The sequence below is a fragment of the Mesorhizobium sp. A556 genome (genome assembly GCF_054489545.1).
Window position 1 is genome coordinate 54522 of record NZ_JBTMXA010000002.1, and the last position, 13127, is coordinate 67648.

The window sequence follows — 13127 nt, forward strand, 5'->3', positions numbered from 1 at the left end:
CGCCGCCGGGGGTAACCCCTGTTTTCGACGCGATAAACGGTATGCCGGGTAGCCCGCCCGGTCAATATCCTGGGAACCAGCCTTGGGATTCCAGGAAGCGGCCTGGGGAAGAACCTAAACCGCCTTGACGCGGTCGCGCGTTGCGCCGACCAGCACCAGCATGGCGACCAGAAGGCCGTACATCCAGGCGTCACGCCATTCGATGGAAAAGTAGCCGGCCCAAAGCGATTCGCAGATGCCGAAGGCGGCAGCGCCCAGCGCTGCCTTCACGGGCGACAGGAAGCCACCGACTGCCGTTACGAACAGGATTTTCAAGCCATAGACCAGTCCGTCGCCGAAGCCGATATTGCCGTAGTAGAGTCCGGCCATGACGCCGGCCATGGCGGCGCAAAGCGCGCCCGCCAGAACCGCCCCGCGAAAGACAGCGAGCGTATCGACGCCGCAAAAGGCGGCGGTGAGCGGATCGTCGGACACGGCGCGCCATTTGCGGCCGAAACTCGATTTCGCCAGCACCCATCCCGCCAGCGCCACCGTGATCGCGACGACGGCGCAGTCGACAAGCTGGATGACCGTCAGCGTAGCCTTGAAAGCGCCGTCATGGGCAAACACGACCGGCCGCGACAGTAGCGGCGGAAGCCAGAAATCGCGTGCGTCCGCAGCGATGCGCGCCAGTTCCATCAGCACCACCAGGACGCCCAGCGTGGCGGCGACGATGGTGTTGGGCGACCGATCCGCCAGCGGCTCAAACACCCGGCGCGACAGAATGCGGGAAAGCAGGCCCGCATGGAGGAAAGCGGCGGCGACGCCGAGCGCCAGCGTGACCGGCAATGTCAGCCAAAGCATGTCATAGCCATAGACGGCGGTCAGGATCATTGCCTGTCCGCAAAAGGCGAAGATCGCGCCATAGGCGAGGTTGATGCGGTGCAGGACGCCGTTGGTCAGCGCGTAGCCGAAGGCCAGCAAGGCATAGAGCGCGCCGGAGTGCAGCCCGTTCAAAACCTGCTGAAAGAAATAGAGCATGCGCCTGGCCATTGCGGAAATGCGGGGTTCCATTCAATGCTGCGCCGTCAATTCTAACTTGTCAAACTCGATTTACCAGTTAGAATTGGCGCATGACGGTTTCGTGGATACCCCATCGTTTCGCCGGCGGCGTGCTCGCGCTCGACACGGCCAACACCGTCGTGCTGCGGGGCGATCCGCAAAAGACCTTCGACCGTTTCGACGACCCGGCCGAGATCGCGCGCTTTGCAGAAGTGGCAAGCACTATTCGCGCCTCCGAGCTTGGCGGCAGGCGGCTGGCAGCGCCACGGCCGCAGCAAATTGCGCCGGTGGTGGTGGCCATTCGTGAAGCGACCGACCGCCTGTTCAGGCGTGCCGTGCACGAGGGCGCGCTCGATACCGGCGCGTTGCCGCCGCTGCTCGAAGCTTGCGCCAAAGGGTTGGCGGGAACGGCGGAAAAGATCGGCGGGTCCAAAAAACCGTTCGGCGAGCCGGCAACGCCGATTGCCTTCGAGGCAGCCCTTGTCGTCTCGGCCCTGTCGCTGCTTGCGCCAGGTGCCGCCGAACGGCTGAAGATTTGCCCCAATTGCGGATGGCTGTTCATGGATCGGAGCCGCAACTCAAGCCGCCTCTGGTGCGACATGGCGGTTTGCGGAAATCGGCGCAAAGCCAGCCGCCATTACAAGCGCCGCATCGCGCAAAGGGAGGTCGACAATGTCTAGAAAATACGCAAATTCGCTCGCTCTGGCTGTAGGCGTGGTTGCCGCACTTACGCTTGGCGCCTGCCGCGATACCGGCAAGGAGGCGCTTTTCCAGGTGACCGGCCGGCTGGTCGTCTTCAACTACCGCGAAGCCATGCTCACCTATCTGGTGACCCTCAAGCCGCTGAAGCCGATCGAGGCGGGCCAGACGGCGGTGACGACCATGGACAATCCGGCGGGCGGCGCGCCCTTGGTGTTCAGCCAGAAACTGTTTGTCGGCCATACCAAGGTGACGATTGAAAGCCCGTCGCTGGAATGCGTGGTGAAGGACCATCCCTACAAGGTCTCCATCCGCATCAACGGGGCCGACGGGACCGTGCTTCAGGACATCGAAACCACCATGGTATCGGCCCAGGACGAGGCCATGCTGCCGGATCGCAAGCTTGTCGTCGGCCCCGGCTACGATCCCAATCCCGAACTCAAGGGCCACCCGGACGGCAAGCTTCCCGGTGGCCGTGGCGTTGCCTGTCCTGCCTCGACCTGATCGTCGCAGCGCGCTTTGTCGCCTCGATTTTGTTTGACCTGTCCGGTAAGGGGATGAAGACTGGCTTCGACGTTGACCGTGACTCGAAGTCCGGTCTTCGCAGGAAGTTGCCCGATGACGCTGCACGATGTCGCGCTCGACGACAAGTTCGACCTTGCCAGGGAGCACGTCTTTCTTTCCGGCGCGCAGGCGCTTGTGCGCATGCTGCTCATGCAGCGCGAGCGCGACCGGCGCGCGGGGCTGAACACGGCCGGCTTCGTTTCCGGCTATCGCGGCTCGCCGCTCGGTGGGCTGGATCTGCAGCTGTGGAAAGCCAAGGCCCAGCTCGCCGCCTCCGATATCGTCTTCGAACCCGGCCTCAATGAAGAACTTGCCGCCACCGCCTGCTGGGGCTCGCAGCAGGCCGAGTTGATGGGCGAAGGCAAGTATGACGGCGTGTTTTCGGTCTGGTACGGCAAGGGGCCGGGCGTCGACCGCTCCGGCGACGTGTTTCGCCACGCAAATCTCGCCGGGTCGTCCAAACATGGCGGCGCGCTGGCCCTGATGGGCGACGACCATATGGCGGAATCGTCCACCAACGCGCACGCAACCGAATTCGCCTTTGTCGACGCGATGATCCCGATCCTCAATCCGGCCGGCGTTCAGGAAATGATCGATTACGGGCTCTACGGCTTTGCGCTGTCGCGCTTCGCCGGCACCTGGGGGGCAATCAAATGCGTCAAGGACAATGTCGAATCCACCGCCAGCGTCGACGCCTCGCTCGAACGCCTGAACATCGTCCTGCCCGAATTCGACATGCCGCCGGGTGGCCTCAACATCCGCAACGAGATTAATTTCCTCGGCCAGGAAGAGCGCCTGCATGAATACAAGCGCGACGCCGCCAGCGCCTTCATCCGCGCCAACGGGTTGAACCGGCTGATCTATTCGGGCGGGCGCAATCCGAAGATCGGCATCATTACCGTCGGCAAGAGCTACCTCGATGTGCGGCAGGCGCTGGAGGATATCGGCATCGACGAGGCGGAGGCCAACCGCCTCGGCATCTCCCTGTTCAAGGTCGGCTGTCCGTGGCCGCTCGATTTCCAGCACATAGCCGATTTTGCGCGCGGCCTCGACACCATCGTCGTGGTCGAGGAAAAGCGCTCGCTGATCGAGGTTCAACTGCGCGAAAATCTCTATGGAACGGCCGTGCAGCCGACCATCGTCGGCAAGAAGGACGAGCGCGGCGACTGGCTGTTCCCCGCCAAGGGCGCGCTCGATCCAAACGACATCGCCATCGCGCTTGGCGAGCGCATCCTGAAAACCATTGGCCATTCCGAAGAGATCGCTGGCCGCGTCGCGAACCTGAAGCAGTTCCAGGCGATGCTGGCCGACACGGTCGATGTCGGCTCGCGCACGCCCTTCTTCTGCTCGGGCTGCCCGCATAATTCATCGACCAAGGTGCCGGAAGGCTCGATTGCGGGTGCCGGCATCGGCTGTCACTTCATGGCGCTGTGGATGGACCGTTCGACGGTCGGCTTTACCCAGATGGGCGGGGAGGGCGCGCAATGGGTCGGGCAAGCGCCGTTCTCGACCCGCGATCATATTTTCCAGAATCTCGGCGACGGCACCTACAACCACTCCGGTGCGCTCGCTATCCGCTTCGCTGTGTCGGCCGGCGTCAACATCACCTACAAGATCCTCTACAACGATGCCGTCGCCATGACCGGCGGGCAACCGCATGAGGGCGGGCTGACCGTCGACATGATCGCGCGGCAGGTGCGCGCCGAGGGTATCGAGCGCATTGCCATCGTCACCGACGAGCCGGACAAATATGCCGGCCGTGTCGAATTTCCGGCCCGCTCCACCATCCATCACCGCGAGGAACTGGACTTCGTGCAGCGCGAATTGCGCGGCGTGAAGGGCGTGTCGGTGCTACTCTACGACCAGACCTGCGCCGCCGAAAAGCGCCGCCGCCGCAAGCGCGGAACCTATCCCGATCCCGACAAGCGCATCTTCATCAACGAACTGGTCTGCGAAGGCTGCGGCGATTGCGGCGTCAAATCCAACTGCGTCTCGATCCAGCCGGTCGAGACCGAATTCGGCCGCAAGCGCCGCATCGACCAGTCGTCCTGCAACAAGGATTTTTCCTGCGTCGACGGGTTCTGCCCGTCCTTCGTCACCGTGCATGGCGCGAAAATCAGGAAGGCCGACGGCATCGCCGGCAAGGCCGATCCGCTTGACGGCGTGCCGGAGCCGGTCCGGTTTGCGCTAGGGCGCGACGGCTGGGCGGGCATCATCGATGGCGTCGGCGGCACCGGCGTCGTCACGGTGGGCGCGATCATCGGCATGGCGGCGCACCTCGAAGGCAAGGGCTGCGGCATGATCGACATGGCCGGTCTCGCCCAGAAGGGCGGCTCGGTCTTCACCCATGTGCGCGTGGCGAACACGCCCGACGACATCCACGCCATCCGCGTCTCCGCCGGCAAGGCCGATCTCGTGCTGGGCTGTGACCTCGTCGTATCCGGCGCGAAGAAGGTGCTGGCGGCGGTGCGTGAAAACCACACGATCTTCCTGGCCAACACCGCCGAGATCATGCCCGGAGAATTTACCCGCTCGGCCGATTTCTCGCTGCCGACCGAACGCCTGAAGAAAGCGATCCGCACGGCTGCCGGCGAGGACAAGGCGCATTTCTTCGACGCCACGCATACGGCGACCGCTTTGTTCGGCAATTCGCTCGGCGCCAACATGTTCATGCTCGGCTTTGCCTATCAGCATGGCGGCCTGCCGCTGTCGGCGGAGGCGGTCGAGAAGGCTATCGACCTCAACGGGCAGGCGGTCGCCATGAATATCTCGGCCTTCCGCTGGGGCCGCCGCGCCGCGCACCAGCCGGAATTCGTCGAAAATCTGGTCGAGGGACCCGGCATGGCCACCGCGCCGGCACCGATCGCCGAGACGCTGGACGCCATCATCGCGCGCCGTGTCGCCTTCCTCACCGCCTACCAGAATGCGGCTTACGCCAAGCGCTATGCGGAGCGGATCGCGACGCTGCGCGCGGCCGAAGCCACCCTCGGCTCGACAACCGTCACCGAAATGGCCGCCAAGAACCTGTTCAAGCTGATGGCGATCAAGGACGAGTACGAGGTCGCGCGCCTCTACACCGACGGGTCCTTCGCCCGCGAACTGGCGAAGCAGTTTCAGGGCTATGACAGCATCGAATTCCACCTCGCGCCACCGATCCTGGGGCGCAAGGGCGCCGACGGCATGCCGAAGAAGTCCAGTTTCGGCCCCTGGATGATGAAGGCGTTTCGGGCTCTCGCGGCGTTGAAAGGCCTGCGCGGCACCGTCTTCGACATCTTCGGCTATCACGCCGAGCGCCGGCTGGAACGGGCGGTTCTGGCGCGTTATGAGGGCGACCTTGCCCTCATTGGCCGCCGGCTTGCCCCGCCTTCCATCGAAGCGGCGGCGGCGCTGGCCTCGGTGCCGTTGCTCATTCGCGGCTTCGGCCATGTCAGGCGAGCCTCCATCGAAAAGGCAGCGGCAGAGCGCGCGCGGCTGACCGAACGGCTGGAAGCCGCCTCGGCAGCGACGGAACTTCAGGCGGCCGAATAAATATACCCGTTGTTCACGCTATGGCGGTTTGCCCCGCTCTCCTTAGAGCGCCGTGCGTCCAATTGGACGCACAAAGGACGCTCTGACACTTTGATTGAGCATCGGGATAACCCGAAAACCGATTTCACTTTTCGGCCCGATGCTCTTGCCGGTTGCAACGCTTGCCGGGCGGGACCGCGCGGAGCTCTAAGTCTTTCTTAAGGCGGATGTGCCAGTTCTAGGCTCCCGGAGTGGGAACTGACGTGGCAGTATCGCGAAAAAAAGAACTTCCTGACGACGTCTATATCCCGTTCGTGGAAACCCTTTTTCGCGACGGGTTTACGCTCGCGATTGGAATTTCCGCTCAGGTTGCGCTGATCACGCTGGTTTGGATAAAGACCGGCAATCCGGCCTATCTGGCGGTTGTGCTCTGCTTGATGGTCGTGGGCGTCGTGCGCGTGCTGGACATGCGCAATTTCGCCTCGTTGCCGCCCTTGGCGACGCGCGCCGAAGCGCGCAGGCGCGAAAACGTCTACATCGTCTATGGCGGCATGCACGGTATCGTCCTGGGCTTGTTCTGCCTTGTCGCCATCATTTCGGCCGAGGACAGTTTCTCCGAAACCGCGGCCGTTTGCATAGCCTTGGCGACGGCGGCGGGCATTGCCGGGCGCAATTACGGCTCCCCGCGCATGGTCATCATCCTGATCGTCACGCTGACATGCCCTATGGCGCTCGCCTTCATTCTGCGCGGTGATTTCTACCACGTCACGCTTGGGCTTTTGTCCGCCACCTTCCTGCTCAGCATTCATCGCTATGCCGACATCGTCCGCGACGTGCTGTTTACCGCCATTTCGGCCGAAAAGCGCGCCAACCGGATCGCCGAGCGCTTCAATCGGGCGCTGAACACCATGCCGCACGGGCTGATCATGCTCGATCCCGACGGCTGCGTCGTGGTTGCCAATGCGGAAGCCGCGCACCTGTTGTCGCTGAAAATGCCCGATGCGCTGTTGGGCCGTTCGGTCCATTCGCTGCTCAAGCGTGGCATCGCCGGCAAGATGCTGACGCCGAAGGACAGCCGGTATGTCGAGGCGCAACTGACGCGTGCGCTTCGCGAGGGCAGGGACCGCAAGGTCGTCGTCGGTTTCGGCAACGGCCAGCACTATGAGTTCTCGGCGCGCGAGGGCAGCCAGGAACTCGGCGTCATCACATTCGAGGATGTGACCGCGCGCGTCGAAGCAGAGGAAAAAATCCGCTTCATGGCCCGCTACGACAGCCTTACCGGCCTGTCCAACCGCGCCTTCTTCCACGAGGCCGTCAGCGAAAGCATGGCGGCGGGCGACCAGAGCCGCCAGGTCGGCCTCGCAGCCTTCGACCTCGATGATTTCAAGAGCGTCAACGACACGCTCGGCCATCCCATCGGCGACGGCTTGATCTACGCCGTGGCGGAACGGCTGGCCACCTTCTCCGCTCCCGGTGTTTTTGTCAGCCGGTTCGGCGGCGACGAATTCATGATCTTTTTCGACCGCATCGAAAATGCCAGCCACATGACGGCATTGATGCAGGACATCTTCGCCACGCTTCAGGGTGAAATCGACGTGGCGGGGCATCTGCTGCGCATCCAGGCTAGCGCAGGCGTAGTTTTGTCGTCCGTGGCCAACACCAGCGTGGGCGAGATGATCGTCAAGGCGGACCTCGCGCTTTACCAGGCCAAGGAACTCGGCAAGAACGGCTGGCGGATGTTCGAGGCGTCGATGGATGCGGCCTTCCGCGACAAGCAGGCGATGAAGGCCGATTTGCGCAGCGCCGTCGAAGCCAAGGGGCTGCGCGTCGTCTACCAGCCGATCGTTTCCATGGCCACGATGCGCATAGTCAGTTGCGAGGCGCTGTGCCGCTGGGACCACCCGGACCTCGGCCCCGTCTCGCCCGCCGTCTTCATTCCGCTGGCCGAAGAGATGGGCATCGTTTCCGATATCAGCACATTCATGCTTCACGCGGCTTGCGCGGAATGCGTCGGCTGGCCGGAGCAGATCAGCGTTTCGGTCAACCTTTCCGCCAAGGACTTCCGCAACCGCGATGTGATCCAGAAAATTCGCGACGCGCTTGGCGTGTCGGGCCTGGCGCCGCACCGGCTGGAAGTCGAGGTTACCGAGACGGCCATTCTGGACGACAAGGTGGCTACGAGCGGCCTGATTAGCGAGATCAAGGCGCTTGGCGTGAAGATCGCCCTCGACGATTTCGGCACCGGCTATTCCAGCCTGAGCTACCTGCACAAGCTGCCGCTCGACAAGATCAAGATCGACCGAAGCTTCCTGATGGATGTTACCCGCAACCCGCGCTCGCTCCAACTGCTCAAGGGTATCGTGGACATGTCGCGTCCGCTCGGCCTTTCCGTCACTATCGAGGGCGTCGAAACCTTCGAGCAGCTCGAGATTCTCAGCCGGGACATCCGCCCCGACCTGCTTCAGGGCTTCCTGTTCGGGTCGCCGCTCAGCGCTCTGGGCATTGATACGATGTCGAGCACGGTCTGGCCGTTCGCCGAAGAGATGAAAGCTGCAAAGCGTAGCGGCAGTTCTTGAGAGACCGCGCTGCCGATTGCCGAGCGATTATTAAGGTTAATATTCGGTAAACGGCGTCTCTTTCATTTAAATCTTTACATGCGCGCCTCGCTGCCTACCCTTTCATTGCGGTGGAATACGGGGTGCGAAATGGATATTCGGCAGATGGTGCCCGACCCGGGCGCCGGCGATGCGGCGGCGCGTGATTTCGGAACATCCAGCTTTGCGAGCAAGGTGTTCTCGCTGTTGGAAAAGGTCGAGTATCGCCGGTGCGACAAGGGCGAGGATCTCGAGGACATCTACCGGCTTCGTTACAAGGCCTATCGGTCCAACGACATGGTTCCGGACGACGAGCGCCATTCGATCAGCGACGAACTGGACGAAACCGCGAACGTGCATCGCTTCGGCATCTATATCGACCAGCGCCTTCTCAGCACCATGCGCATCCATCATGTGACGAAGATCGAGCCGGCGTCGCCCTCGACCAAGGCGTTTGGCGATATCGTCCTGCCCATGCTCGATGCCGGTGACACCTTTGTCTGCATGAGCAGGTTCGCATCCGATCCCGAATGGACGCGCGTTTACCCGCAACTGGCCTATGTCACGCTACGGCTGGCCGGCATGGCCTGCTTCTACTTCGAGGCCTCCTATGGCCTTTCGACGGTGCGTGATGATCACGCAGGGTTCTACCGGCGCATCTACTATTCCGAACAGATCAGCGAGGCACGATCCTATCCCGGCGTCTTCAACAAGGTTGTCCTGTTCCGTACAAATCCCTACGCCAACAAGGAGCGCTATTATGCGCGCTTTCCGTTCTTTCGCTCGACGCCGATGGAGCGGCGCATGCTGTTCGAAACGCCGGGCAGGGGCGAGCTTGCGCCATTGACGATCCTGCCCACGGCCAAATATTTCCGCGAAGCGGCCTGATTTTTGCAAACCGGCCCGATTTTTGCAAACCGGCTCGGAGCTTTCGGCGGCCTTCAACGTTGTTGGACCGCGCAAACGAAACGCGGAGCTGAAAATGACCTTTTCCATCTTGACGCTGACGCCGTTGATCTCGCTGGTCGCGGGTGTCCTTATCCTGGTGATGCCACGGCTTTTGAACTACATCGTCGCCATTTACCTGATCGTTGTCGGCCTGCTCGGGCTGTTTCCCAATCTCGCACACTGAGCCGGCTTCGGCTGGCGTATTGATCTTGAAATTCGCCTCGGTGCCGATGCAACAAGTGTCGATTGGCCTGCAAGAAGTCTGTAACCAATCGGCTGGTGCGGCATCACACCCATTGCCCTACGCCCGGCTTTTCGCTATGTGCGCTTAAGACGATTTCGGAGGGTATTCTCATGGCTGATCACACACCGACCGGCCCGGTCGAATTGGGCGCGAATATGGACTACCCGGAGCATGAGCGCACCTATCACGGGTTTATGATGCTGGCCAAATACGGCTCGCTCTTCTGCGCCGCCGTTCTCATCGCCATGGCGTTCGGCTTCTTCACCTCGGCCGGGTTCTTTTCGGCGACAATCCTCTTCATCCTGATCCTGATCGTCGGCGGCTACATTCTCCGCTAGGCCTTTCGATCCGCTTCCAGCGCGCTGTTGCGGGCGCAGCCGGCGCCCTGCCGGACATTGAATGTCAGCCGAAAGGAACTTGCGGTGGGACAGACGGTATTTATCCCTCGTGAAGTCGATGCGACGGAAACACGTGTCGCGGCTTCGCCGGATACGGTAAAGCGGCTCGCAGCGCTTGGGCTCACCGTGATCGTTGAAGCTGGCGCCGGCACACTCTCGCGCATTACGGACGACGAGTATTCGAAAGCTGGCGCCGTCATTGGCAAAGCCTCGGATGTGGCCAAGGCGGATGTCGTGTTGAAGGTGCGCCGTCCCACCGATGGCGAGTTGAAGAACTACAGACAAGGCGCGGCGGTTCTCGCCACCATGGACCCTTACGGCAACGACGCGGCGGTTGCCGCTCTCGCCAAGGCCGGCGTCACCGCATTTTCTATGGAATTCATGCCGCGCATTACCCGCGCGCAGTCGATGGACGTTTTGTCCTCGCAGGCCAACCTGGCCGGCTATCAGGCGGTGATCGACGGAGCGGCCGAATACGACCGCGCGCTGCCGATGATGATGACGGCGGCGGGCACGGTGCCTGCCGCGAAGATCTTCATTATGGGTGTCGGCGTTGCCGGCCTTCAGGCCATCGCCACGGCGCGGCGTCTTGGTGCGGTCGTCACCGCGACCGACGTTCGCCCCGCCGCCAAGGAGCAGGTCGCCTCGCTCGGCGCAAAGTTCCTCGCGGTCGAGGACGAGGAATTCAAGGCGGCCGAGACGGCGGGCGGCTACGCCAAGGAAATGTCGAAGGAATACCAGGCCAAGCAGGCGGCACTGACCGCCGAGCATATCGCCAAGCAGGACATCGTCATCACCACGGCGCTGATCCCCGGCCGGCCCGCGCCGAAGCTGATCTCGGCGGCGATGGTGGCCTCGATGAAGCCGGGTTCGGTCATCATCGACCTGGCGGTCGAGCGCGGCGGCAATGTCGAGGGTGCGCAAGCCGGCAAGGTCGTGACCACCGCCAACGACGTCAAGATCGTCGGCCATCTCAATGTGTCGGGCCGTATCGCCGCTTCAGCCTCGCTGCTTTACGCCCGGAACCTTTATGCCTTCCTCGAGACGCTGGTCGACAAGACGACCAAGCAGCTTGCCATCAACCGCGAGGACGATCTGGTCAAGGCGACCATGCTGACCGATGGCGGCAAGATTGTGCATCCAGCCTTCGCCAAGGCCGAACAGCCGCGCGTCGAGCCGGCAGCCATTCCCGCAACGACCATGGTCGCCGACGCCTCCGCGCCGCGTGCCAAGGCAGCGTCTAAAAAGACTGCCGCCGCGAAGAAGCCGATGCCAAGCAAATCGAAGGGGACCGCATGATGGAAGCCTTGCAAAAAGCGCTTGACCAGCTCGACCAGGCGTCCGCCGCCGTGCGCATGGCCATCCAGGATCTGGCCACCGCCGGCCCCGGCGATGCGGCGGCCAATACGGCGCATGCGCTGTCGGGCGGCGCGATCGACCCGTTCGTGTTTCGCTTCGCCATTTTCGTGCTGGCGATCTTCGTCGGCTATTACGTGGTGTGGTCGGTGACGCCGGCCCTGCACACCCCGTTGATGGCCGTCACCAACGCCATTTCCTCGGTCATCGTGGTGGGCGCGCTTCTGGCGGTTGGCGTATCGGCGGCGGGGGCGGCCACCGGCTTCGGCTTCGTGGCGCTGCTGCTGGTCTCGGTCAACATCTTCGGCGGCTTCCTGGTCACCCAGCGCATGCTCGCCATGTACAAGAAGAAGGAAAAGTGAAGTGAACGCGAACTTCGCCTCTTTCCTCTACCTCGTTTCGGGCATCCTGTTCATCCTGGCGCTGCGCGGCCTGTCGCATCCGACCACCAGCCGCAAGGGCAATACCTACGGCATGGTCGGCATGGGTATCGCCATCGTCACCACGCTGGCGCTGGCGGTTCCGTCGCCAAGCGGCTTCGGCCTGATCGTGCTTGGGTTGGCCATAGGCGGCGGTGTCGGTGCCTATATCGCGCGCCGCATCGCCATGACGGCCATGCCGCAATTGATCGCGGCCTTCCATTCGCTGGTCGGTTTTGCCGCCGTCATGGTGGCGGCTGCCGCCATCTATGCGCCGCACAGCTTCGGCATCGGCGAGGTCGGCTCGATCCACGCGCAGGCGCTGGTCGAAATGAGCCTTGGCGTGGCCATCGGCGCGATCACCTTCACCGGCTCGATCATCGCCTTTTTGAAGCTCGACGGGCGCATGTCGGGCAAGCCGATCATGCTGCCGGCGCGACACGTCATCAATATCCTGCTGGCGCTGGCGCTGGTCGTGTTGATCGTGCTGCTGGTCGCCACGGAAGCCAAGCTCGTGTTCTGGCTGATCGTCGCCGTCTCGCTGGTGCTTGGCGTGCTGCTGATCGTGCCGATCGGCGGCGCGGACATGCCGGTCGTCATCTCGATGCTCAATTCCTACTCCGGCTGGGCAGCGGCGGCACTGGGCTTCACGCTCGGCAATCTGGCGCTCATCATCACCGGCGCTCTGGTCGGCTCGTCCGGCGCGATCCTGTCCTACATCATGTGCAAGGGCATGAACCGCTCCTTCATCTCGGTCATTCTCGGCGGCTTCGGCGGCGATGCGGCTGCCGCGAAAAGCGACGACGGCATCGAGCGCACCGTCAAGCAGGGATCGGCCGACGACGCCGCCTACCTGATGATGAACGCCCAGAAAGTTATCATCGTGCCGGGTTACGGCATGGCGGTGGCGCAGGCGCAGCACGCGCTGCGCGAAATGGCCGACAAGCTCAAGGCCAACGGCGTCGAGGTCAAATACGCTATCCATCCGGTCGCCGGCCGTATGCCCGGCCATATGAACGTGCTTCTGGCCGAAGCCAATGTGCCCTATGACGAGGTGTTCGAACTGGAGGACATCAACTCCGAATTCGCGCAGGCCGACGTCGCCTATGTCATCGGCGCCAACGACGTCACCAACCCATCGGCGCGCGACGACAAGTCCTCGCCGATCTACGGCATGCCGATCCTCGACGTCGACAAGGCGCGCACCTGCCTTTTCGTCAAGCGCTCGCTCGGCTCCGGCTATGCCGGCATCGACAACACGCTGTTCTACAAGGACGGCACCATGATGCTGCTCGGCGACGCCAAGAAGATGACCGAGGAAATCGTCAAGGCGATGGATCACTAGGCAACGCGAATT

Annotated in this window: 11 protein-coding genes; 10 read left to right on the top strand and 1 reads right to left on the bottom strand. The window is 62.8% G+C overall.

Features of this window, described 5'->3' with window-relative positions:
- Positions 1–114 precede the first annotated feature (114 nt).
- The gene (locus tag ACX3P0_RS04810; RefSeq protein ID WP_459087851.1) at positions 115–1020 is read right to left on the bottom strand and encodes a branched-chain amino acid ABC transporter permease; all 906 of its coding nucleotides are present in this window, start codon (positions 1018–1020) and stop codon (positions 115–117) included.
- Between the two features lie 92 nt (positions 1021–1112).
- On the opposite strand from ACX3P0_RS04810, the gene ACX3P0_RS04815 reads away from it, so the two are divergent.
- The 10 genes from ACX3P0_RS04815 to ACX3P0_RS04860 all read left to right on the top strand — a co-directional run bounded on the left by ACX3P0_RS04815 (position 1113) and on the right by ACX3P0_RS04860 (position 13115).
- On the top strand, positions 1113–1721 hold the full coding sequence (locus tag ACX3P0_RS04815; RefSeq protein ID WP_459086935.1) for a CGNR zinc finger domain-containing protein: 609 nt from the start codon (positions 1113–1115) through the stop codon (positions 1719–1721).
- Complete coding sequence (locus ACX3P0_RS04820) at positions 1714–2244, top strand: hypothetical protein (RefSeq protein WP_459080709.1); 531 nt, start codon at positions 1714–1716, stop codon at positions 2242–2244. Before ACX3P0_RS04815 ends, ACX3P0_RS04820 begins: the two co-directional genes overlap by 8 nt.
- A 114-nt stretch (positions 2245–2358) precedes the next feature.
- A complete protein-coding gene (locus ACX3P0_RS04825) occupies positions 2359–5832 on the top strand; it encodes an indolepyruvate ferredoxin oxidoreductase family protein (protein ID WP_459086937.1) in 3474 nt (1157 codons plus the stop codon).
- 242 nt (positions 5833–6074) lie between these two features.
- On the top strand, positions 6075–8387 hold the full coding sequence (locus tag ACX3P0_RS04830; protein ID WP_459086939.1) for a putative bifunctional diguanylate cyclase/phosphodiesterase: 2313 nt from the start codon (positions 6075–6077) through the stop codon (positions 8385–8387).
- A gap of 129 nt (positions 8388–8516) precedes the next feature.
- A complete protein-coding gene (locus ACX3P0_RS04835; protein WP_459086940.1) occupies positions 8517–9293 on the top strand; it encodes an N-acyl amino acid synthase FeeM domain-containing protein in 777 nt (258 codons plus the stop codon).
- Positions 9294–9387: 94 nt separating this feature from the next.
- On the top strand, positions 9388–9537 hold the full coding sequence (locus ACX3P0_RS04840; RefSeq protein WP_459086942.1) for a DUF3096 domain-containing protein: 150 nt from the start codon (positions 9388–9390) through the stop codon (positions 9535–9537).
- 170 nt (positions 9538–9707) lie between these two features.
- On the top strand, positions 9708–9935 hold the full coding sequence (locus ACX3P0_RS04845; RefSeq protein WP_459086944.1) for an aa3-type cytochrome c oxidase subunit IV: 228 nt from the start codon (positions 9708–9710) through the stop codon (positions 9933–9935).
- Positions 9936–10019: 84 nt separating this feature from the next.
- Positions 10020–11294, top strand: coding sequence for a Re/Si-specific NAD(P)(+) transhydrogenase subunit alpha (locus tag ACX3P0_RS04850; protein ID WP_459086946.1), 1275 nt, complete (start codon positions 10020–10022; stop codon positions 11292–11294).
- The gene (locus tag ACX3P0_RS04855; RefSeq protein ID WP_459086947.1) at positions 11291–11713 is read left to right on the top strand and encodes an NAD(P) transhydrogenase subunit alpha part 2; all 423 of its coding nucleotides are present in this window, start codon (positions 11291–11293) and stop codon (positions 11711–11713) included. The genes ACX3P0_RS04850 and ACX3P0_RS04855 overlap by 4 nt, the downstream gene beginning before the upstream one ends.
- Position 11714: 1 nt before the next feature.
- Positions 11715–13115: an NAD(P)(+) transhydrogenase (Re/Si-specific) subunit beta gene (locus tag ACX3P0_RS04860; RefSeq protein WP_459086948.1), complete on the top strand. Its 1401-nt coding sequence runs from the start codon at positions 11715–11717 to the stop codon at positions 13113–13115.
- Positions 13116–13127 lie beyond the last annotated feature (12 nt).